Raw genomic sequence first — 21,719 nt, forward strand, 5'->3', positions numbered from 1 at the left:
CTATGGGATTAATTCAGGAATTTAAAAAGTTTGCCGTAAAAGGCAATATGGTAGACATCGCCATTGGGGTGATTATTGGTGCTGCATTTCAAAAAGTCATTGACGTTTTGGTCAAACAGGTTATGATGCCCCCGTTAACTTTACTCACCGATGGGGTCAATTTTGAAGATAAACAAATTGTTTTAAGAGAAGCCTATACACAGGCCGATGGTACAAACGTAGAAGTCGTGTCTATTGGTTATGGAGAGCTTATAAGTGTATTTATAGACTTTTTCATAATAGCTTTTGTCGTGTTTATTGTTATGAAATTAATGAATGCCCTTAAGGCTAAAAGCGAGGACGAAAACAACCCTACGGTTGAGACTCCTAAAGAGATTCAGCTTATGGCGCGAATGAATGAATTGCTTGAAGAACAAAACCGCATTCTAAAAGAAAAGACCATCCGCAGGGAATAAAAGCATCCCAATTTCTCCAAAAACTCCTTTTTATACTTTTTTTTACTTGGAAATTTCAATTAGTTGTGTAGTTCATCGGTAAATGATAGATTATTTTTGCTAAAATGCGTTAAAATTCAATATTTTAGTAAGCCTAAACTATACATGTTTTTATGACCACACCCAAACCTTCATTAAGATCATACTGGTTGGCGGGTGTTTTCTTTTTAATACCTGCATTAATTTGCCTTACGCTATACAGCTATTTCAAAAAGCAACTGCCCGAACGCCTTACAAATCAGATTCAATTAAGCGGTAGTCTTGCCGCTCAGGATTTTAAACGTACGGTTGAAAAAAATGTTCAGTCATTGCGGGACATTGCACAGCGTATTGAAGAAACAGAAGGTTTGTACTTTGATTACTGGAAAGATGATGCACAGCGATTACTCATTCAAAACGAATCGCTTGAATTTGTAGAATTCATCAACAATAATGGGATCATTGAAGAGGTCGTCCCTCTAAACGAAAATAAAGCGGTTAAGGGGCTTGATATCAAAAATCTTGACTGGCGGTATGAAGACTGGCGAAATATGGGTAATGCGCACGAGATTAACATTTCTCAGTGGACCAGTCTTACCCAGGGTGGGTTCTCGTTCCTCATTGATGTCCCCGTATTTTACAATGGTGAATTTCAGGGAACCATAACCGGAGGGATGGATTTTAATGATGAGTTTAACAGGCTCAGTTCGTATCTGGGAGATTATTCCATAAAAATTGAGGACGAGCAGGGGACGCGCTTCTACGATTTTAATAATTACGATTTAGCGCAGAAGGACCCGGAGTATATCTTTGAAACCAATCTTGTATTAGATGCAGATCAAAATGAATCCTGGAGTTTCAACCTCACATTTGCCAATCCGGATGTCGTTGCAGATTCTTCGAGAGTGGCCAACTATGCATTGATATGTGGTATTTTTCTCTCTTTGGCGATTGGATTACTCAAATTTTTACACAGCAAGTCGCGTCGTGCAACCAGGATTGCACTTGAGGCCAACCAAAACTTAATGATACTCAACCGGGAGTTTCAGCAGCAAACCGAAATTGCACAAAACGCCGTTGAAGCAAAGGCTTCGTTTCTTTCAAATATGAGTCACGAAATACGCACCCCGCTCAATGCTATTGTAGGGATTGCAGATCTTATGGAAACCGATCCCGAAAAAGCTGAGGATCCAAGATATAAAGCTCTGTTACGCGAAAATTCAAGGAAATTATTGGGCTTGATAAACGATTTACTGCGTATGGACAAGCTCGAATCGGGTTCTTCAGGTATTTACAGCGTTGAGTTTTCTCCGGTATCGGTGATCGCCAATGTCACCTCCTTCAACCGTAAGGCGATTGAGGAAAAGGGACTGAAATTTATTGTAGATGTACAGACCAAAGCAAAAAACTATGTAAATGGCGATCGCAGTAAATTTGAGCAAATAGTAGGCAACATCCTGCTCAACGCCATAAAATTTACGCAAAGCGGAAACATAACACTTACCTATTCGGAACACGAACAGGGAGAGCAGCTATATGTGGCGATAAGCATAAAAGATACCGGAATTGGAATCCCGAAAGACAAAATAGACACCATTTTTGACCGCTTTACACAGCTGGATTCAGGAATTCGTAAAAAGCATTCCGGTGGCGGACTCGGGTTGGCTATTTCAGGCAAACTGGTACAGCTTTTAGGTGGCAATATTGAAGTGATGAGCGAAGAAGGAACGGGTTCAGAGTTTATAATTCATTTGGCTTTTAATGGCCTTCACAAAAAAGAAGAGATTCACCTGAGCAGCAAGATTTTGGCAGATTTACCCCCTTTAGACGTGCTTATCGTTGATGACAATAAACTGAATATTATAATACTCAGTGAGTTGCTAAAGCGTTTGGGGCTTCATTCCGACAGTGCTAAAAATGGGCTCGAAGCGGTTCAAAAATGCCAGACCAAAACCTACGACCTCATTTTTATGGATGTGCATATGCCCGAAATGGATGGTTTTGAGGCTACGCGTAAAATTAAGGAAGATCATCCTGATGTAGTGGTTTTAGGCCTTTCGGCAGATACAACATCACTTTCCATATCAGAAGGTCTAGAAAGCGGAATGGATAACTACCTAACCAAACCCATAGACAAAACCAAGTTGCTTGCGATTCTCAGGGAGAAATTTCAAAAACCACCTTCCCGTACCGCGATTTAACGTAAGGGTAAATCTAAAAGCACCCGGGTCCCCAGAGCCTGTTGTTGATCATTATATAAATCGACGATGTGCAGTTTATAGTTGTTGTCCAAATTTTTGGAAAAGGACTGTAATCTGCTTAACGTAAGATCAATACCAATAGACTTTTTCTGAGTGTTGCGTTTGTCTTTGGGGATTTCCATAGTTTTGGCGCGACCTATACCATTGTCGGTAATACTGATGTTTACATACTTATCATTTTTTCTGGTCACATCAATAGCGAGCTCCTTTTTGCCCTCTTTGGGCTGTAAGCCATGCCACAATGCATTTTCTACAAAAGGCTGTAAGATTAGAGCAGGTATTTTTACCTCTTCCAGATTAATGGAATCATCAATATGAAGCTTTGTTTCTATTTCATTACAAAATCTAATGTTTTCGATATTGATGTACAATTGCATGGTTTCCAGTTCTTCCTGAAGCGTGTTTTCTTTTGCCAGAGAACTCGATAAAATAGAGCGTATAAGCTTTGCAAACTGCCCCAGATAATCAATGGCTTCTTCAACGTTATGATTTTGCAGGTAGATGCGTATAGATAACAAGGCATTAAATATAAAATGCGGATTCATCTGAGAACGCATAAGCTTTTGTTCGGCCTTGAGTTGCTCTTTTTGATTCTTTAAGCGGTATTGCCTGTAACCAAAAAACAGGAGCAGAAAAATCAGGGAAAAAAGTACCAAAATAAAAATGTTGTTCTTTCGGGCCTGATTGAGTTTTACTTCCGCAAGCTTATTCTTTTGCTCAAGAAGGCTTATCATATTGCGCTTTTGCTCACTATCGTATTTTAAATTGAGATCAGAAACGTATTTATGGTTAGCCTCATTTAGATATTCGGCCTGCACGTCCTGAGATAAACGCTGATACTCAAGAGCCTGCTCATAATTAAGACGAGCTTCGTTAAGCTGGGACAGGTGCATGTAAGCCATACTTAAAAATTGCTTGTAGTTTTTTTCTTTTGACAGCTCCATTCCCTTAAGCAGGAAACGTTCGGCTTCCGGGTAATTTTTGAGTTCGCTATGAGCCCAACCCAGGTTTATATTTGCCAGAGCGATATAAAACTGATCGCCTATAGTGTTTACATCATCCATAGAAGCCTCAATGAGATCCAGGGCTTCCCGGGCTCTGCCTTGTTTGAGATAAACCTGAGCAATGCTGTTGTTGCAAATGACCCGACCCAGATCGCTGTTGATTTTATTGTTGTACGCAAGCGATTTGCGGTAATTCACTAAGGCTTCATCAAATTGTTCACGCTCTTCGTAGGCTATGCCCAAATTGGCAAAATTAATAGCGAGTCCCAGATCACTTCCCAGCTCTTCTTCCCGAATGATAGCTCTTTTAAAATAGGACTCAGCCATGTCGTAGTCGCGCAGCAGCAGGTAAATATTACCTATACTGTTAAGGGAAATGGCGATACCCTTGAGCAGTGTTTTAGAAGGGTTTTCTTCACGTTCTGCAAGCTCGAGTGCCGCATTATGCTTATCCAGCGCAGAACGCACGGCATCGATGCGCCGGTAGACCACCCCGGTCATATTAAGAGCAGAAACTTCAAGCTCAACATCATCAAGTTCACGGGCGATTTCCAGAGCCTTATCATGATGATTTAAGGCAAGATTGTATTTGGAAATATCACGGTATAGAACACCCAGGCTATTTTCGGCGAAAGCTTCACCGTACGCATAATTTATTTGTCTGCTGTTCTGAATAAATTGTTTGAGCGCAACAGAGTCTCTAGAAAAAGTGCGCAGGTAGTTCTGGACGGAATCATAGTGAGTAAACCGCTTTTCTAAAAGGTAATTAGCGGGATCTTTTGTACCGGAAGGCTGTTGAGCCTTAATTTCTAAAGCGAAAAGGGCTATTGAACTGAAAAGTACGGTAAAGAGATTAGAGCAGATCGATGTATTTCGGAACATAAAAATCTGATTGAAGTTCTAAATATACTGATATTGAATCACCTACACGAAGATGGTTGATTTAAATCAAAATTCACTTCAATTGGAAACTTTTTTTACCGAACCCTTCTGTTTTTTGCTTTCGCCCACAATCCCGTATTCAAATGTATAAGAATCTTCAGAAGTAGTAAGAATCTTAAAATGCAGCGCTTTACGCTCCATCATACTGTTGGGATTGAGTTTATTTGCGATGTACTCGCAATCATTAATCCAGCGAATACTCGAACTATCGGCCTTTCCTTCAAAAAAATCAACTTCTAAAGTGTCGTTGCGTACAAACGTGGTTTTTACAAGCTCACCATTTAAATACGTCTCAAATTCGAAAGTACCATTTTGAAAAGAAGTGCAATCCCTCGTGGTATCGTAACAGGAGGATAAAAGAAAGCAAATGTATAAATAAAACAGGCTACGACTCATAATGCGTAAAATTACAACTATTCATTCAAAGCATTTATTTTAGGGTAAAAAGCTTTTGAACGTACCGTCTTTATAAAAGATAACAATACGTTCAATTTCAAGGTCGGCAGAAGAGGCTTCGGGAATTGTTTTCTCCAAAACAGGTTTGGGCGGGATACTCTCTGTATTTGTAGCCTGATCAAAATCGATCTCATAATTTGTTTTTGCAGGGGGAGCTTTCATCTGCACAGCAGCCTTTTTTGGGAAACTGCCCTTACCGTTGAGCAACCAGTACAATTCTACTTCGGGGAATGCTTCCACAATTTTCATCACAAATTCCAGGCTGGGTTTGTTTCTTCCGGATACGATATGGGAAATGGAAGAGCGGCCTACATCAATAGCATCTGCAAATGAAGTAGCGTTTAAATCATATTCATCCATTATTTTCTGAAGTCGCTCTGCGAATTTCTCACTGTTTACCATTGTAACATCTGTCAATTCCCTTTGAAGTTACAAATGTAACAAATAAAAAGGAGAATCGGTTTTTACAAATGTAAACAAGCCGATTCAGTATTAAACTTAGTATTGATATAAATGTACCTAAATATCTGTAAAATAAACAATTAATTACAGAAAGAAAGGTGTAAGGAATCTTTCCGAGGCGTGAGTTTACAATAGAAAATAAGTGTTTACATCAATAAACAACTTGATTCCAAAAACCTGTTTACATTTGTAAATATTGCATTGTTTACATTTGTAATTCAATAGCTACTATGGATTATTCACATTTGAAAACCTGGCATACCAACGCCAGGGAAAAAAGACTTCACGGGAGATATATAACCCAGTCACATATACTTCCCTTAATTCAAAATCTCTCCGGCGATTTCCAGGTTGACCTTTTAGGGGATTCTGTTCAGGGTCGCCCTGTGCATGCTGTGACTTGGGGAAAAGGTGCTTTTAAAATTTTGGGCTGGTCTCAAATGCATGGTAATGAGAGTACCACTACAAAGGCTGTATTTGATCTTTTTAAGTGGTTAAGCGATAATAGCGAAGTGAAGGCGCTTGCTAACCTGAGTTCTAAAATCACATTAAAGCTTGTTCCCATGCTTAATCCGGACGGGGCAGAGGCTTACACGCGCGTAAATGCCAATAAGGTTGACCTCAATCGCGATGCTCAGGACCGTTCTCAGCCCGAAAGCCGCATACTGCATCAGTTATATACCGGCTTTAAACCGGATCTATGCCTCAATTTACATGGGCAGCGTACAATTTTTGGGGTGGGTAATCCTGCCAGGAGTGCCACGGTATCGTTTCTATCACCGTCTCAGGATGAGCTGCGCACCGTAACCCAATCCCGTAAAAAAGGGATGGCGATTATAGTACGACTTGCTGAAATTCTCAATACGTTTATACCGGGTCAAATAGGACGTTATGATGACGGATTTAATATTAATTGTGTCGGAGATACGCTTCAACAGCTTAACATTCCTACGCTATTATTTGAAGCCGGGCATTTTCACGAAGATTATGACCGGGAAGAAACCAGGGCCTTTATGTTTTTATCACTTTTAGGCGTTTTGGAATCGGTAATATTGAAGAATTGGGAAGAAAACGATGATTATAAACCGTATTTTTCGATTCCCGAGAATGAAAAATGCTTTTACGATATCATTTTAAGAGGTCTCAAGCTGCCTGAAAAAGGGATTACAGATCTGGCGATTCAATACGAAGAGCAGTTGCACAATTCTGCAATACATTTTGTGCCTAAAATTGCTCAAATATCTGATTTAGAAAAATTTACAGGTCATAAGGAGTTGGATTTTCAAGGTGCTGAACCTGTTTTTTCTTCCGATTTTGTACTTCAGGAAGGGGCAATTCTTGAAGAATTAGAAGTAAAAGGCAAATTACCTACAACGTTTTCGCTAAAATCCTAAGATTTATTGTGAATTATTCAGTGATTTTGTGTTATTTTTGATTTATATATAATTAAATTAACTAATAATGGCAAAATTCAAATTAGACGAGGTTGATCATCAGATATTGGATATGTTGATCGAAAACACACGCACACCATTTACCGATATCGCAAAAAAATTGCTTATTTCTGCAGGTACCGTTCACGTACGTGTTAAGAAGATGGAAGAAGCCGGCATTATCGTTGGGTCCTCGTTGACACTTGACTATGCTAAACTAGGCTACTCTTTTATAGCTTACGTAGGTATCTATATCAATAAAACAAGTCAAACTACATTTGTTTTGGAGCGTATCAACCAAATTCCTTATGTTACTGTAGCTCACGTTACGACCGGAAAATTCAATATTTTCTGTAAAGTGCGTGCCAAGAATACCGAGCATGCTAAAAACATCATCTTTATGCTTGATGATATCGAAGGAGTATATCGTACCGAAACCATGATTTCTCTTGACGAGAGCATAAACGATAAAAAGCGTTTGATGCACAGTATTTTTCAAGATCTATAATGAAGACCAAAGAACTATTGTAAAATAATATGAACCCTTTGGCAATTTTGTTAAAGGGTTTTTTATTCTAAATACCAACTAACTTATGTCAAGACAACCGAAACTTGAACGTTTTAATAATCTTGTGAAGTCAAAATACCAGGTTTATAATAGCCTGTTTATGACTTTACCTTTTAATGGAATAACCGATACCGGTGTGCTTTTACCGCTTTTTGACCGTATTTGCATACGTGGTTATGACAAAAAATACAATCCCGAAAAAATTGTAAACTACTTTTTTGAAAAGTATCAGCGCGACGTTACCGAGTCTGAGCGCTATGATTTGCTGTTTCGTTTTATTCAATACATCGAGCGCCAGGTGGTTTTATTTGATGCTATTGAAGATTCTGCATATCGTATCGTAAATAATATGGACGGTAGGGGTACGCTGCGTAACATCAAGGAAGAAGCTGAGGCGCAATCTAAAACGGAAGAACTCAAGGCTTATCTGGAAAATTTTAAAATTCGTCCCGTACTTACTGCGCATCCTACCCAATTTTATCCGGGTGCTGTTTTGGGGATCATCAATGACCTGAGCAAGGCGATAAACGACAATGATCTGGAAATGATCAAAAAACTCCTTTCTCAGCTGGGTAAAACTCCTTTTTATAAAAAGGAAAAACCCACACCGTACGATGAGGCTGTGAGTTTAATCTGGTATCTGGAGAATGTGTTTTACAAGTCGGCCAGTTTTATTTACAACTATTTACAACAAAATATCTACAAAGGAGAAACCCTCGATAATCATGTGATTGATTTAGGTTTTTGGCCTGGGGGAGACCGTGATGGAAATCCATTTGTAACAACAGAGATCACTCTAAAAGTGGCTTCTCGTTTACGTAACACCATCATCAAAAATTATTACCGCGATATTCGCAATCTGCGTCGTCGTATCACTTTTGTAGGTACCGAAGCGCCGCTCTCAGATCTCGAACGTCGTCTTTACGACAGTATTTTCCTGGAGGGCGATCAGCTTAAGATTTCGCTTGAAGAGCTTGAGTCTACCCTTAGACGCATCCGCAATTTAGTAGTAGAACGACACGAAGGCTTGTTTGTGGAGGATATAGATGATTTGCTGAACAAAATACGCATGTTTGGTTATCATTTCGCAGTGCTTGACATCCGTCAGGACAGTCGGGTTCACATGCACGTGATGGAGGAAATCGTTAAGCAAAGCCAAAAAGATAATTTGGGCATCTTCCCGGATAATTATTTAGAGTTAGATGAAGCCGAGCAGATTGAAATTCTGGACAAAGTGCGCGGCACTGTAGATCCTGCGACTTTAGAAGACGATATTGCCCGTAAAACTCTTGAAAGCATCTATGCGATGCGCGATATTCAGAAATACAACGGCGAGCGTGGCTGTAACCGCTACATCATCAGTAATAATCAGACCGGTCTTAACGTGATGCAGGCTTTCTCCATGTTCCATCTTGCCGGTTGGGATAATCCTACAGTTGATATTGTGCCGCTATTTGAAACCGTACCCGATTTAAAAATTGCAGGCGAGGTGATGCGTAAGTTGTATTCCAATCCGGTTTATGCAGCGCATCTTAAAGAGCGTGGAATGAAACAAACCATTATGCTCGGCTTTAGTGATGGTACTAAAGATGGAGGTTATTTAATGGCTAACTGGAGTATTTTCAAGGCTAAAGAAGAGCTAACTAAAGTATCGCGCGAATTTGGTATCAAAGTTATTTTCTTTGACGGTCGTGGAGGACCTCCGGCTCGTGGTGGTGGTAAAACGCATCAATTCTATGCTTCTTTGGGTGAAACCATTGAAGACGAGGAAATTCAGCTTACAGTTCAGGGGCAAACCATCAGTTCTAACTTTGGAACAACAGATTCCTGCCAGTACAACCTGGAGCAGTTGTTGAGTTCGGGTATTGTAAATGGGGTTTTCCATCCAAAGAAAAAGGCATTTCCTGATGCCGATCGCAAGACGATGGAGGATCTGGCTGAAATAAGTTATAAAACCTATTCAGACTTTAAGGCTCATCCTAACTTTTTAGGCTATTTGGAGCGTATGAGTACGCTGAAGTTTTACGCAAAAACCAATATTGGTAGCCGTCCCAGCAAGCGTGGAGGTAGCGATAAGCTCAATTTCTCTGATCTGCGTGCGATTCCTTTTGTAGGATCATGGTCACAACTTAAGCAAAATGTTCCCGGATTTTATGGTGTAGGTACCGCTATTGAAACCTTTGAACAAAAAGGTGAATTCGATAAGGTTAAATCATTGTATGATAATAGTTTGTTTTTTAGAACGCTGCTTGAAAACAGTATGATGAGCCTCACTAAATCGTTCTTTGGACTTACCGCGTATATGCAGGACGATCCGGAGTTTGGAGCCTTCTGGGATTTGATTCACGAAGAGTTTGAGCGCACCAAACGTGTTTTATTAAAACTTACCGGTTATGACGAACTGATGCAGGAAGAACCGGCAGGTAAAGCTTCGATCCAGGAGCGTGAACGTATTGTGTTACCGCTTTTAACGATTCAGCAGTTTGCTTTGAAGAAAATTCAGGAAATGCAGCGTGAAGAGAATCCTGACCAGAAAAAACTGGAGATGTTTGAAAAAATGGTGACTCGCTCGCTGTTTGGTAATATCAACGCCAGTAGAAATTCTGCTTAATATGACGCGCGAAGACCTGGATCATAACGAGTATAATGCCTATTACCGGAATTATATTGAGCTGCTTCAGCCTGATTTAAATCTTACCGGTGCTTTAGAAACGGGACTGGTTAAAAGCCTGTCTTTTTACAGTGCGATTCCTAAACAAAAATGGAATTATGCGTATGCTTCGGGTAAATGGACGATTTTGGAGATTCTACAGCATGTGATGGATACCGAACGTATTTTCGCTTACCGGGCATTATGCATCGGTCGTGGAGATCAGACTCCCTTACCGGGATTTGAGCAGGACGATTACGTATTGCCTTCCAATGCAAACGCAAGGGACTTGACCGATATGCTCGAAGAGTATGAGTCTATTCGAAAAGCAACGTTGAGTCTCTTCAAAAGTTTGAGCGACGAGGCATTGCTTACTAAAGGTATGGCAAGCGGTAGCGGTCTTTCTGCACGTGCAGCGGGATTCATTATTTGCGGTCACGACCAGCATCACGCTAATGTTATTCAGGAGCGCTATTTATAGCCTAAACATCAATATTTTAAAGTAAAGGCCGCAATTTAAATGCGGCCTTTTTTTTTTGCATTTCCTGGAGGCGCTGATTTTTCGTTCTGCATAACCATATAAAATTGGTATTTTAGAACTTTAAAATCCCAAATATGCACGATCATTCGTTTTTAATTCCACCGGCTTTCCCTGAAGTTTTTACAAGCGGAATAGCTCATCCGCTTTTATATTTATGGGACTCCTGGTCCTATTTTGAAGATGGAACTTACCATCTGTACTGCCTGGCTTTATCGCGTGCAAAAGCCGATGGGATGCCTCTCGAAAGCAGTGATCGCAACGTGTATCCCTTTCACATACGTCATTTTACGTCAACAGATGAAGGTGTGAGCTGGAAGGATGAAGGCTGCTTTTTAAGTCCGGAAGACTGGCGGAACGTATCTGAATCCTATACCGTTTGGAGCGGCGGGATTGAATTATTGCCTGACGGAAACAAATTGGCGGCATTTACTGCTCTCGACAAAACCGATGCTAAGCATCCGTTTATTCAGAATATTGGATTGGTTGTTTCTGCTGATGGGTTTCAACTGGATTCTGAGATTAAAACTAAAATTTCTTCGCCGGTAAAAGATCGCAAGGAAATCCTTGACAAGGGATATTATCTAGGTCCGGAAGCAGAGCTGGGAAATGATGAAGGCGAGGAGGGAGGTCCTATTTTGGCATGGAGAGATCCTTTTGTATTTGTACACGAAGATGAAACGGTCAGTTTGTTGTGGGCCGCAAAAGTGAGCCCGCTGAGAGGGGCTGTAGCACGGGCCCAGCTTAAAAAAGCCGGTAATTCCTATGAACTGGATGAGTTGATGCCCGCTGTGGCTATGCCGGACAAAGAGTCTTTTACTCAACTCGAATGTCCTAAAGTGGTTTTTGATAAAAACTCAAATACCTATTACCTGCTTATTTCGGTTTGTAATCGGGTCGATGAAAGTCAGCCGGAGTCTGAGGTGGGCAAAGGGATCAATGTCTATAAATCAAAATCAATTGACGGACCCTGGGAATCCTGCGGACCCAAAATTCTGGGAGACCATAATCTTTTTGGTCCCACAGTCTTAAAAACCGATTTTGAAAATGACAGGCTTCTGTGTATTGCGCCCTACACCGAAGTTGCCGGGCCTGTTAAAGCTTTGACTTTTGCTCCTGTATTTTATATTTATCTGAATCCGTTGCGTGTAGCTTATGATGTTGAGTAAGTAATTATTTTTTTAAAGCAGCATCAAAATCCTGCATCCATTTACCCTGTACCTTAAGTACCTGCTCAATAACATCGCGTACGCAGCCTTTCCCGCCCTTTTTGTGTGAAACGTATTTGGCTACTTCCTTGATTTCCTTAACCGCATCCTGAGGACAACAGGGGAGACCTACCAATTGCATCACTGGATAATCGGGGATGTCGTCGCCCATATAAAGTACATTTTCGGCCTTGATGTTATTTTTAGCCAGATACTCGTTGAGAAATTCAATTTTAGCATGTGCGCCCAGATGGATATCGCTTACACCAAGAGCTTCCAGGCGACTGCGCACTCCTTCATTGGTTCCGCCGCTTATGATGCACATATTAAAACCTTTGTTGATCGCTGTTTTGAGAGCGTAACCATCTTTTACATTCATGGTGCGCAGCATTTCGCCCTGCGAATCAATAAGGAGGGAGCCGTCTGTCATCACGCCATCCACATCAAAAATAAAGGTGGTAATCTGATTGAGGTATTCTTTATAACTTTTATCGCTCATAATGTTTTAATAAGGCCTCGGTAAGGCTGGTGTATAGTTTTTTTTGTTCGGGATCGTGCAGGGCATTCAATTGCTTTTCAATAGTACTGGTGTCTCTGCGTTTAGCCGGACCGGTTTGCGCTGCTTCGGGGCCAATGCTAAAAGCCTTTCGAATGGTTTCTTCCATCAACGGTTTTAATAATTCAAAGGAAACCTTGCGCTCTTCACAAATCTGCTGAGCTTCGGTTAAAATATGATTTCCAAAATTATTAGCGAATACGGCTGCCAGATGTAAAGCAGCTCTTTGGTCTGAATTTACAGAATAGGATGTGGCACCTAATGCTGAAGTCAGATCTTCAAGGGTTTGAAAATCGGCTTCAAGCTTTGCTTCAATACAAAAAGGTATTTCCCTGTAATTCAATTCACTATATTTTGAAAAGGTTTGCAAGGGATAGAATACGCCGTGATGTTTATGTGATTCCAAAACCTGCATAGAGCTGCTTCCCGAAGTGTGTACAATTAGTCCCGTATAGCCCGATAACTGGCGCGATACTTCGGCAATCGCTGCATCACTTACTGCGATGACTACTATATCTACCTGTGGCAGGTGTTTAAGGTCTGTAATACGATGAGGGATAGTCGTAAAGGCTTCGAGCTTTTCGGGGCTTCTGCCTGCAACAGCTTCTAAATGAATATTTTCAGAATTCTGGAAGGCTTTTGCCAGATGAAAAGCCACATTTCCGGTACCTATGATTGCCAGTTTTATCACGATTCAAAAGTAAACAAAAACATCATATTCTCTGGGCAATAGAAGTCGTTAAAGCTTTATTAATGGGCTTTTGTTTCGTAACTTCGCGCCATAAAAAAATTGCAATACGTATCATGCAAAAACGCATCGCAGATTTCCTGTTTTCTACCCGATTAATGGCCGTTTTATTTATTGTTTATGCTGTAGCCATGGCTACAGGTACCATACTCGATGCCGGCCAGGAAACTTCCCCAACACCTTACACCCGAGAACTGGTTTACGAAGCCTGGTGGTTTGAACTCATTCATCTCCTCTTTATAGTAAACTTTGTGGGTAATATCTGGCGCTTTAAACTTTGGCGCAAAGAAAAATGGTCTACACTGGTTTTTCATCTTTCTTTTATTCTGATCATTTTTGGTGCCGCGTGGACGCGTTATATGGGTTTTGAAGGGGTAATGCCCATTCGCGAAGGCGAGATTCAAAATACCTTTTTAAGTGAAAAAACCTATCTGCAGGTGTTTATTGACGGGGAGCGCAATGGTGAACCGATGCGCCGCAAGCTTGAACCCAAACGTTTAAATCTTTCTACACGTCTCGATAACAGCTTTGACTGGGAAACTGATTTTGACGGAAAACCCGTGACTATATCGTTCGCTAAGTTTATTGACGGGGCAGAAGAGGGGCTTATTGAAGATCCTGACGGAATTGCCCAATTGAAAATCGTAGAAGCCGGTGATGGTACGCGCCATGAGCACTATATCGAGGAGGGTCAGGTTGCCAGTATTCACAATGTACTTTTTGCCCTAAATAACCCTACAGAAGGAGCCATTAACATTGGTTACGATGGTGAAAACTATACCATTAAAACGCCATTTGCCGGTTCTACACGGGTAATGGCTACTCAGGAGGATTTTGAAGTGGTCAAAGACAGCGTGCAGGAATTAAAACTTCGTGCCTTGTATCAGGTTGCCGGGATGCAGTTTGTATTTCCTGAACCGGTGCTAAAGGGTAAGAATGGCATTGTTGAGGCATTTCCAAAACAGAAAGGACAGCAGGACGCCTTGTTTGTAAACATTAAAACGCCAGACGGGGAAGAAACCGTAGGCCTGTTAGGCGGTAAAGGCTATAATAATCAAATGGTTGATGCCGAAATAGGCGATCTTAAGTTTCACCTGGCTTATGGTAGTCAGGCGGTTGAGCTGCCCTTTGCGATCAAACTGAATGATTTTATTGCCGAGCGCTATCCGGGTACCACCAATGCGTATTCTTCTTATGAAAGCGAAATTACCGTAATCGACACACCCGAAGAGCAGTTTGATTACGAGATTTATATGAACCATGTGTTAGATCACAAAGGCTATAGGTTCTTCCAGGCCAGTTTTGATCCCGACGAGCTCGGTACCATACTCTCTGTGAATCACGATGCAGTGGGCACCTGGATTACATACATCGGGTATTTTCTGCTGTATCTGGGTCTGATGATTATTTTGTTTGATAAAGGAAGCCGTTTTGGCGACTTAAAAGTGCGTTTAGATAAGGTTAAAGCTAAAAAAGCTAAACTTAGTGTACTCGCAGTTCTTTTTGCTTTGGGCGGAACGCTTAACGCGCAGGAACAAAAAGTAATCGTTGAAAACGGAAATACCAAGGTTGTTGATGAGCAGCCAAAGGATTTTATACCGGGTACCGCGACTCTGGCAGAGGAAGAAGAAGCGCATCAATTGCCTACAAAGGCAGAGATTGACTCGGTTTTGATGGCCAATAAAGTACCGGCGGAAGAAGCGGCCAAATTTGGAAAACTGGTTATTCAGGATGATGGCGGGCGTATGATGCCGGTAAACACCTTTTCCAGTCTCCTGCTGCGTAAACTAAGCCGAAGCGACAAGTACGAAGGGCTTACCGCAGATCAGGTTTTCCTCTCTATGGTTGAGACTCCGTTTTTTTGGTACAACGTAGATTTTATTTACCTGAAACCTGCTAATGATAGTATTCGTGGGATCATTGGGGTGCCAAAAGATCAAAAGTATGTAAGTGCCTTAGATTTTATTGATGAAATGGGGCGCAACAAATTAGATCCCTATATCACCAGCGCGTATCAGGCCGAAGTCAAAAACAGTTTCGATAAAGATTTTATTGACATCGCAGAACGTTTAGGCTTATTAAATCGTGCAGTAAGTGGTGAAATCCTGAAAATATTCCCATTAATCGGCGATGAAAACAACAAATGGGTTTCCTATCCCGAACTCAATGAAGCCGGGTTTAAGGGTATGGATTCGCTGTATACCAAACAAATTCTTCCGCTGTATTTTTCCGCCTTGCGGGAAGGAAACCAAACCGGAGACTTTTCTAAAGCAGATACCTTTATCAAGAGTATCAAGAGCTTTCAGCAGAAATACGGGAGCGAGGTTATGCCTTCTGAAGATAAAATAGATGCCGAAGTATTCTACAACGAACACGATATTTTCACCAAGCTGTACTGGATGTACCTATTGGCCAGTGTGTTTATGTTTGTTTTCGTTATCGTACGCATATTTAAAGACAATCGCTTCATCAAAAGTATGGTGGGTGTAGGTGCCGTGGCGATTCTTATTTTATTTGGTCTGCACACACTGGGTCTCATCTGGCGCTGGTATATTTCGGGTCACGCACCCTGGAGTAACGCTTACGAATCGGTATTGTATGTGGGTTGGGCAACCATGTTTTTTGGTTTGGCCTTCGGCCGAAAGAGTTCGCTTACCATCGCGAGTACCGCTTTTGTGGCCGGTTTTATTTTGTGGGGAGCGAGTATGAACTGGCTAAATCCTGCAATTTCAAACCTGCAACCGGTTCTTGACAGTTACTGGCTGATGATACACGTGGCAGTTATTGTTGGAAGTTACGGACCCCTAACACTCGGAATGATTCTGGGACTGGTGTCTTTACTTTTAATTTTGCTTACCAATACTAAAAACAAAACCCGGATGGATCTCAATATCAGAGAGCTTACCATCATCAATGAGATGTCTCTCACGGTAGGTCTTGTGATGCTGACCATCGGGAATTTCCTGGGTGGACAGTGGGCCAATGAGAGTTGGGGACGTTACTGGGGCTGGGATCCTAAAGAAACCTGGGCGCTCATCAGTATTATGATCTACGCTTTTGTCATTCACATGCGACTGGTACCCGGCTTACGTGGAAAATGGTTGTTTAACCTGATGTCTGTTTTAGCCTACGGCAGTATTTTAATGACCTATTTTGGGGTAAACTTCTGGTTGGCAGGTCTGCACAGTTATGCCAGTGGGGATAATATTTTAAACCTGAACCGGGCGCTGATGATTTTTGGAGGAGTGATTCTGTTTGCCTTAATCGCCTATCCTAAATACAAGAAATTTTATAAGAAGTAGGTAGTTTATTGGTTATTACTATTGTTATTATTATTGGGTAAAAAGGTTATGGGTTAGGAGTGGGCCGTTTTAAGTTATAAGTTGAACGTTTCTGTGTTGTATTGAAATACCGCTTCGGATAAACCATTTCAAATAACCCAATAACCTAATAACTTTTTAACCATTAAAAAATATCCCAATTCACACGCGGACGACACACCTGAAGCCGCGTCCGGCATAGTAGGATTCTGCGCCGTTGTGGTAGAAAAACACACGCCCGTAGCGGTTATCCCCAAATAAGGCTCCGCCCAGTTTACGCATTTCGCCAGGCGTGTTGATCCAGCTTGAGGTTTTGATATCGACTGCCTGTATAATTTGCAGTTTCAGGTATTCCTGTTCGCTGATCAATTCGGCACCCATTTCTTCTGCTTTCGCTTTAGCGCTTCCGGCCGGTTTAAATTTCTTCCGGAATTCGAGAGCTTCGTCATCGTAGCATAGACTGCGACGCTCTGCCGGACTTTCCGCAGCAAAATCGCAAAAAGTGCAGATATCCTTTTCAGAATCGTATTCCAGCAGGGAAGGTTCGCCGCCGGTTTGCTCCATTTGGAAAATACAGTTTAGTTTTTCGGGATTTTGAAGCAGTCGGTTTTCAATTTTATCCCATTTAATCCCTTCAAAATGTGAGGAATTACGTTCAAAGCGCTTTTGCAGAAGCTCCAGAAACGAATTGGTATCGCTAAGAATCTTTGGTGATGCCATAGTTATTACTTTTTAAACATGAAATAAACTGCCCCAATCAAAAACAGAAAAGAAATAATGTGATTAAGGCGGAAGGTTTCCGTCTTAAAAACAAGCAGGGTGAATACTGCAAAAACCACCAGCGTAATCACTTCCTGAATAACCTTGAGCTGAATTAACGAAAAGGGTCCGCCGTTTTCCTTAAAACCCATTCGGTTTGCCGGCACCTGAAAAATATATTCAAAGAGCGCAATGCCCCAGCTGATGAGAATGATTGCTACAAGGCCCAGCTTGCTGAACCATTTTAATTCTGAAAATTTGAGATGGCCATACCAGGCAACAACCATAAAGGAGTTGCTTAAAATGAGTAAAGCTATGGTAGTTAGTGCTTTCATAGGACGCAAGTAATCAACGTAAGCGTAGAAATTAGGTTTAGATATCGATTATAAATGTAGTTTGAGCGTATAGGATTTGCAACATATTTGGTCTCAAAAACAAAAAAGGCGATCTAAAAAGACCGCCTTTAGCATTGTGTTGGTAAACTCTTTGAGTTCGCCCTTTATATATTTTGGGTTTAGCCCCCGGATTTAGCCGATTTACTGTACTGTATCTTAATTACCAGTACTCTCGTAGGGTGTGAAACGTCGAGTTTTTTCCTTTCAAAAGAGATTCTATACCTGTAGGCTGTGTTTTTTGCAGGTTGTTAAATAGCGAAAGTTGGTCTTTTCAACAGATTTTACTTTCCCAATTCGTTCCCATGTCTTGCTGCCTGCAGTGCTAATGGCTTACCTTATTAAAAACCAGGCGCTAATTTTTATAGCAGCGCTCTTGCTACTTCTTTTTGAGATCCCGGAGTATTTCTCCGGTTTACCTACTGCCGGCAACGAGCCGGCTTAGCCTTTAACTTATTTGTTTGTTTTAAAACAGACTCCTATAACTTATTCAAAAATGACAATACCTTACCTTGGTGTAATAGCTACTTCTCATAAAGCAGATGAACGCCGCGTACCCATACATCCCGATCATCTTAAGCGTTTACCCGAGGCAATCTGCCGCCGGCTTATATTTGAAAAGGGCTATGGGGAGCCCTTTAAAGTGTCTGATGCAGAACTTAGCGAGATCATCAGCGGGTTTGCCAGTCGTGAAGAACTATTGGAAGACCTGGGTTCCGTAATAATAGCAAAGCCCGTATTGTCTGACCTTAAAAGTCTGCGTGAAGGTGGTTTGCTCTGGGGTTACCCGCATTGTGCGCAACAGGAATTAATTACGCAATGCGCCATAGATCGCAAACTTACCCTTATAGCCTTTGAGGATATGTATGTGTGGAATCCCAAAGGGCAGGCGGGAAGGCATACCTTTTATAAGAATAATGAAATGGCAGGATATTGTGCAGTTGTACACGCCTTGCAACTTCGAGGTATTAACGGGCACTATGGCAATCAACGCAAGGTGATAATTTTCAGTTTTGGAGCGGTTAGTCGTGGGGCTATTTATGCCTTAAAAGCGATGGGCTTTAGAGACATAACCATCTGTATACAACGACCGGATCACGAGGTGCGCGAAGAAGTGCTCGACGTGCATTATACGCGTTTGAAAAAAGGTAAACCAGGTGAACCCAGAATGATGGTGGTAGAGCACGATGGTTTACAAAAACCTTTAAGTGTGCTTATTCAGGAATCTGATATTATTATAAATGGTACCTATCAGGATACCGATGATCCCATCGATTACGTAACTGAAGAAGAGAAATCTATACTTAAACCGGGAACCCTTATCATTGATGTGAGTTGCGATGAAGGAATGGGATTTTATTTTGCTAAACCAAGCACTTTCAAAAATCCAATGATTGCAATTGATGGCATAGATTATTACGCGGTAGATCATACGCCCAGCTATTACTGGGAAAGTGCATCACGATCCATTTCTGCGGCACTTATTGAGCATCTGCCCGATTTTCTGGGCGGCGGGAAGCAGTGGCAATTAAATAAAACCCTTGAAAATGCCATAAATATAGATGGGGGAGTGGTTGTAAAAGATAACATACTGAGATTCCAGAATAGAGCATCTGCCTACCCACATGCTATTTTAGGTTAAATTCTAAAGCTTGTACGTTTTTTTCAAGCAGAAAAAATAGATACTAATGGTATATTGAAACCAATGTCTATTATTAAGCTTTCTTCAAAAATCACATAAGACCTGCACGTTAAAGGTAATTTGAGGAGGGCTTAAATTTTATCAGGATTCCTGAATCTCATAATCGATGTTAAGTTTTCGCAGTGCTCGTAATGCAGAACCCGAATTTTTATCTGTGAGTTCAAGATCTATGGAATCACCTTCGAGCAGGATTTCGGTTAACTCCTGAGCTAATACTGTATTAATACCCGTTGCGATTTCATAAATACAGTTTGCTATGGCGCGCCTGTCCGGGCGTTGCGCAGTACAGGCAAGTAATTTCAATTTCATAGTTTACGATTGGTCTTACAAGGTAGTTCAATGGGTGTGTATTAATCTAAAAAACTTCTCCGGATTAACTTAAATAAAACCTGTTTGAAAGTCAGCAGTTTTAGCAATCCTGATTTTTAGTATATAGGAGACTATTAAAAAAAAGACATCCAAATAAAAAGGCGATCTAAAAAGACCGCCTTTAGCATTGTGTTGGTAAACTCTTAGAGTTCGCCCACCATATCTTTAGGATTTACCCATTCGTCAAATTCTTCTGCGGTAACGTAACCCAGGTTAACCGCTTCTTCTTTAAGGGTAGTGCCGTTTTCGTGCGCTGTATTTGCAATTTCGGCGGCCTTATAATATCCAATTTTAGTGTTCAAAGCCGTAACCAGCATTAACGAATTATCGAGCATGGTCTTAATACGGGAATGGTTGGGCTCTATTCCGGCAGCGCAATGCTCTTCAAAAGAGACGCAGGCATCTCCCAGCAACTGAGCGCTGTGCAACAGATTTGCCGCCATAACCGGTTTAAAAACATTCAATTCATACTGTCCCTGCATCCCGCCAACGGCGATAGCCATATCGTTACCAATTACCTGAGCGCAAACCATAGTCATGGCCTCACACTGGGTAGGATTTACTTTACCGGGCATAATCGATGAGCCGGGCTCATTTGCAGGAATGTTGATTTCTCCAATACCCGAGCGAGGTCCGCTGGCCAGCATACGGATGTCATTGGCAATCTTATTTAGAGAAACGGCAAGTTGTTTTAAAGCGCCGTGAGACTCTACAATCGCATCGTGAGCTGCAAGGGCCTCAAACTTATTTTCAGCGGTTTTAAAGGGTTGCTCGGTAAATTTTGCAATGTAATCTGCAACCAGTTTATCGTATCCTTTAGGGGTGTTTAATCCGGTTCCTACAGCGGTTCCGCCTAATGCCAGTTCAGAAAGGTGATCAAGCGTATGTTCAACTGCTTTAATCCCGTGATCCAGTTGGGAAACATAGCCCGAAAATTCCTGTCCCAAGGTAAGGGGAGTAGCGTCCATAAGGTGTGTACGCCCTATTTTTACGACTTCGCGAAAATCATCTGATTTTTTCTTAAGTGTATTTCTAAGTTTGATTACTCCCGGAAGGGTTACTTCCATAATCTTTTTATAGGCTGCGATGTGCATGCCGGTAGGGAAGGTGTCATTAGAAGATTGCGACTTGTTAACATCGTCGTTAGGCTGAAGGGTTTTTTCTCCTTCACCCAGTTTTTTACCGGCGATAAGGTGTGCACGGTTTGCAATCACTTCATTCACATTCATATTGCTCTGTGTTCCTGAGCCGGTTTGCCAGATCACGAGTGGGAACTGCTCATCGTGTTTCCCTTCTAAGATTTCATCGCAAACCTGCGCGATCAAATCTCTTTTTTCTTCCGATAAGACACCTAATTCACAATTGGTGTAGGCTGCTGCTTTTTTAAGATATGCGAAACCGTAGATGATTTCAATAGGCATAGAAGCCGGGTTACCAATTTTAAAATTATTGCGGGAACGTTCGGTTTGTGCACCCCAGATTTTATCTGCAGGCACCTTAACTTCTCCCAGGGTGTCTTTTTCTATTCTATATTCCATTTTTCGGTAGTTTTTTAGTCTAACAAAAATAACGGTTTCGCTTTAAATACGATGATTGCCGCTCGTTATAAAAATGTTTATAAATTAAAATAAGTCTTGCATTTTTAAATACAGAATCCCTAAATTTGCGACAAGACAAAAACCATATTATGTTTGAATTTGATCAATACTTAGGCTTCCTTGCTTTTTTAACCATTTTAACCATCGGTTTCTGGTTGATGATTTTTTTAGTTTCTATTCTTCCGTACTGGATTTTTGGCGCAGCCAAAGAACGTTTAGAAGAAATGCGTGAGGAAAGACGTCTTAAACGTGAGAATTCCTAATATTCAATTATAATTTT

The 21,719-nt window shown here is 41.2% G+C and carries 19 protein-coding genes; 10 read left to right on the top strand and 9 right to left on the bottom strand.

Annotation, left to right across the window (positions count from 1 at the left end; all coding sequences use genetic code 11):
- The first annotated feature begins 2 nt into the window (after positions 1-2).
- The gene (gene mscL, locus ACSSS3_RS16690) at positions 3-455 is read left to right on the top strand and encodes a large conductance mechanosensitive channel protein MscL (protein ID WP_442845579.1); all 453 of its coding nucleotides are present in this window, start codon (positions 3-5) and stop codon (positions 453-455) included.
- A 152-nt stretch (positions 456-607) separates the two neighbouring features.
- Positions 608-2,674 (top strand): response regulator, encoded by a 2,067-nt coding sequence (locus ACSSS3_RS16695; protein ID WP_442845580.1) that lies wholly within the window; start codon positions 608-610, stop codon positions 2,672-2,674.
- Here the strand turns inward: ACSSS3_RS16695 and ACSSS3_RS16700 are convergent.
- The 3 genes from ACSSS3_RS16700 to ACSSS3_RS16710 all read right to left on the bottom strand — a co-directional run bounded on the left by ACSSS3_RS16700 (position 2,671) and on the right by ACSSS3_RS16710 (position 5,538).
- On the bottom strand, positions 2,671-4,620 hold the full coding sequence (locus tag ACSSS3_RS16700) for a tetratricopeptide repeat-containing sensor histidine kinase (RefSeq protein WP_442845581.1): 1,950 nt from the start codon (positions 4,618-4,620) through the stop codon (positions 2,671-2,673). The genes ACSSS3_RS16695 and ACSSS3_RS16700 overlap by 4 nt on opposite strands.
- A 78-nt stretch (positions 4,621-4,698) precedes the next feature.
- Positions 4,699-5,076, bottom strand: a complete 378-nt coding sequence (locus ACSSS3_RS16705; RefSeq protein WP_442845582.1) for a DNA topoisomerase IV — start codon at positions 5,074-5,076, stop codon at positions 4,699-4,701.
- A gap of 39 nt (positions 5,077-5,115) precedes the next feature.
- Complete coding sequence (locus ACSSS3_RS16710; RefSeq protein ID WP_442847436.1) at positions 5,116-5,538, bottom strand: helix-turn-helix domain-containing protein; 423 nt, start codon at positions 5,536-5,538, stop codon at positions 5,116-5,118.
- Positions 5,539-5,828: 290 nt separating this feature from the next.
- On the opposite strand from ACSSS3_RS16710, the gene ACSSS3_RS16715 reads away from it, so the two are divergent.
- The 5 genes from ACSSS3_RS16715 (at position 5,829) to ACSSS3_RS16735 (ending at position 11,956) form a co-directional block, all read left to right on the top strand.
- On the top strand, positions 5,829-6,992 hold the full coding sequence (locus ACSSS3_RS16715; RefSeq protein ID WP_442845583.1) for a M14 family zinc carboxypeptidase: 1,164 nt from the start codon (positions 5,829-5,831) through the stop codon (positions 6,990-6,992).
- Positions 6,993-7,059: 67 nt separating this feature from the next.
- Positions 7,060-7,539, top strand: a complete 480-nt coding sequence (locus ACSSS3_RS16720) for an Lrp/AsnC family transcriptional regulator (RefSeq protein WP_009780242.1) — start codon at positions 7,060-7,062, stop codon at positions 7,537-7,539.
- An 85-nt stretch (positions 7,540-7,624) separates the two neighbouring features.
- A complete protein-coding gene (locus ACSSS3_RS16725) occupies positions 7,625-10,210 on the top strand; it encodes a phosphoenolpyruvate carboxylase (protein ID WP_442845584.1) in 2,586 nt (861 codons plus the stop codon).
- A 1-nt stretch (position 10,211) separates the two neighbouring features.
- Entirely contained in the window at positions 10,212-10,730 is a 519-nt protein-coding gene (locus ACSSS3_RS16730; protein ID WP_442845585.1) for a DinB family protein, read from the top strand.
- 134 nt (positions 10,731-10,864) lie between these two features.
- Positions 10,865-11,956, top strand: coding sequence for a hypothetical protein (locus tag ACSSS3_RS16735; protein ID WP_442845586.1), 1,092 nt, complete (start codon positions 10,865-10,867; stop codon positions 11,954-11,956).
- Between the two features lie 4 nt (positions 11,957-11,960).
- Here ACSSS3_RS16735 and ACSSS3_RS16740 read toward each other — a convergent pair whose 3' ends face one another.
- Both ACSSS3_RS16740 and ACSSS3_RS16745 read right to left on the bottom strand, forming a co-directional pair.
- A complete protein-coding gene (locus ACSSS3_RS16740) occupies positions 11,961-12,494 on the bottom strand; it encodes a KdsC family phosphatase (protein ID WP_228229750.1) in 534 nt (177 codons plus the stop codon).
- The gene (locus ACSSS3_RS16745) at positions 12,484-13,242 is read right to left on the bottom strand and encodes a Rossmann-like and DUF2520 domain-containing protein (protein ID WP_442845587.1); all 759 of its coding nucleotides are present in this window, start codon (positions 13,240-13,242) and stop codon (positions 12,484-12,486) included. Before ACSSS3_RS16745 ends, ACSSS3_RS16740 begins: the two co-directional genes overlap by 11 nt.
- 113 nt (positions 13,243-13,355) lie before the next feature.
- Between ACSSS3_RS16745 and ccsA the strand changes: the two genes are divergently transcribed.
- The gene (ccsA, locus tag ACSSS3_RS16750) at positions 13,356-16,601 is read left to right on the top strand and encodes a cytochrome c biogenesis protein CcsA (RefSeq protein ID WP_442845588.1); all 3,246 of its coding nucleotides are present in this window, start codon (positions 13,356-13,358) and stop codon (positions 16,599-16,601) included.
- Between the two features lie 180 nt (positions 16,602-16,781).
- On the opposite strand, the gene ACSSS3_RS16755 is transcribed toward ccsA, so the two are convergent.
- On the bottom strand, positions 16,782-17,339 hold the full coding sequence (locus tag ACSSS3_RS16755; protein WP_442845589.1) for a DUF4256 domain-containing protein: 558 nt from the start codon (positions 17,337-17,339) through the stop codon (positions 16,782-16,784).
- A 5-nt stretch (positions 17,340-17,344) separates the two neighbouring features.
- Positions 17,345-17,713 (bottom strand): DMT family protein, encoded by a 369-nt coding sequence (locus ACSSS3_RS16760; protein ID WP_442845590.1) that lies wholly within the window; start codon positions 17,711-17,713, stop codon positions 17,345-17,347.
- A 553-nt stretch (positions 17,714-18,266) separates the two neighbouring features.
- Between ACSSS3_RS16760 and ACSSS3_RS16765 the strand changes: the two genes are divergently transcribed.
- The gene (locus tag ACSSS3_RS16765) at positions 18,267-19,412 is read left to right on the top strand and encodes a N(5)-(carboxyethyl)ornithine synthase (RefSeq protein ID WP_442845591.1); all 1,146 of its coding nucleotides are present in this window, start codon (positions 18,267-18,269) and stop codon (positions 19,410-19,412) included.
- 141 nt (positions 19,413-19,553) lie between these two features.
- On the opposite strand, the gene ACSSS3_RS16770 is transcribed toward ACSSS3_RS16765, so the two are convergent.
- Both ACSSS3_RS16770 and fumC read right to left on the bottom strand, forming a co-directional pair.
- Positions 19,554-19,781 (bottom strand): hypothetical protein, encoded by a 228-nt coding sequence (locus ACSSS3_RS16770; RefSeq protein WP_442845592.1) that lies wholly within the window; start codon positions 19,779-19,781, stop codon positions 19,554-19,556.
- A gap of 203 nt (positions 19,782-19,984) precedes the next feature.
- A complete protein-coding gene (gene fumC, locus ACSSS3_RS16775) occupies positions 19,985-21,379 on the bottom strand; it encodes a class II fumarate hydratase (protein ID WP_442845593.1) in 1,395 nt (464 codons plus the stop codon).
- 149 nt (positions 21,380-21,528) lie between these two features.
- Between fumC and ACSSS3_RS16780 the strand changes: the two genes are divergently transcribed.
- Positions 21,529-21,702: a hypothetical protein gene (locus ACSSS3_RS16780; RefSeq protein ID WP_099645042.1), complete on the top strand. Its 174-nt coding sequence runs from the start codon at positions 21,529-21,531 to the stop codon at positions 21,700-21,702.
- Positions 21,703-21,719 lie beyond the last annotated feature (17 nt).

The organism is Leeuwenhoekiella sp. H156 (assembly GCF_052218455.1).
Taxonomy (GTDB): domain Bacteria; phylum Bacteroidota; class Bacteroidia; order Flavobacteriales; family Flavobacteriaceae; genus Leeuwenhoekiella; species Leeuwenhoekiella parthenopeia.

What these genes read in the sequence shown, in the direction of transcription:
- ACSSS3_RS16705 (WP_442845582.1), bottom strand. Translation starts at nt 5,076, where the DNA reads ATGAGTCGTAGCCTGTTTTATTTATACATTTGCTTTCTTTTATCCTCC.
- ACSSS3_RS16720 (WP_009780242.1), top strand. Translation starts at nt 7,060, where the DNA reads ATGGCAAAATTCAAATTAGACGAGGTTGATCATCAGATATTGGATATG.
- ACSSS3_RS16725 (WP_442845584.1), top strand. Translation starts at nt 7,625, where the DNA reads ATGTCAAGACAACCGAAACTTGAACGTTTTAATAATCTTGTGAAGTCA.
- ACSSS3_RS16730 (WP_442845585.1), top strand. Translation starts at nt 10,212, where the DNA reads ATGACGCGCGAAGACCTGGATCATAACGAGTATAATGCCTATTACCGG.
- fumC (WP_442845593.1), bottom strand. Translation starts at nt 21,379, where the DNA reads ATGGAATATAGAATAGAAAAAGACACCCTGGGAGAAGTTAAGGTGCCT.
- ACSSS3_RS16700 (WP_442845581.1), bottom strand. Translation starts at nt 4,620, where the DNA reads ATGTTCCGAAATACATCGATCTGCTCTAATCTCTTTACCGTACTTTTC.
- ACSSS3_RS16780 (WP_099645042.1), top strand. Translation starts at nt 21,529, where the DNA reads ATGTTTGAATTTGATCAATACTTAGGCTTCCTTGCTTTTTTAACCATT.
- mscL (WP_442845579.1), top strand. Translation starts at nt 3, where the DNA reads ATGGGATTAATTCAGGAATTTAAAAAGTTTGCCGTAAAAGGCAATATG.
- ACSSS3_RS16695 (WP_442845580.1), top strand. Translation starts at nt 608, where the DNA reads ATGACCACACCCAAACCTTCATTAAGATCATACTGGTTGGCGGGTGTT.
- ACSSS3_RS16740 (WP_228229750.1), bottom strand. Translation starts at nt 12,494, where the DNA reads ATGAGCGATAAAAGTTATAAAGAATACCTCAATCAGATTACCACCTTT.
- ACSSS3_RS16770 (WP_442845592.1), bottom strand. Translation starts at nt 19,781, where the DNA reads ATGAAATTGAAATTACTTGCCTGTACTGCGCAACGCCCGGACAGGCGC.
- ACSSS3_RS16735 (WP_442845586.1), top strand. Translation starts at nt 10,865, where the DNA reads ATGCACGATCATTCGTTTTTAATTCCACCGGCTTTCCCTGAAGTTTTT.
- ACSSS3_RS16765 (WP_442845591.1), top strand. Translation starts at nt 18,267, where the DNA reads ATGACAATACCTTACCTTGGTGTAATAGCTACTTCTCATAAAGCAGAT.
- ACSSS3_RS16710 (WP_442847436.1), bottom strand. Translation starts at nt 5,538, where the DNA reads ATGGTAAACAGTGAGAAATTCGCAGAGCGACTTCAGAAAATAATGGAT.
- ACSSS3_RS16715 (WP_442845583.1), top strand. Translation starts at nt 5,829, where the DNA reads ATGGATTATTCACATTTGAAAACCTGGCATACCAACGCCAGGGAAAAA.
- ACSSS3_RS16760 (WP_442845590.1), bottom strand. Translation starts at nt 17,713, where the DNA reads ATGAAAGCACTAACTACCATAGCTTTACTCATTTTAAGCAACTCCTTT.
- ACSSS3_RS16755 (WP_442845589.1), bottom strand. Translation starts at nt 17,339, where the DNA reads ATGGCATCACCAAAGATTCTTAGCGATACCAATTCGTTTCTGGAGCTT.
- ccsA (WP_442845588.1), top strand. Translation starts at nt 13,356, where the DNA reads ATGCAAAAACGCATCGCAGATTTCCTGTTTTCTACCCGATTAATGGCC.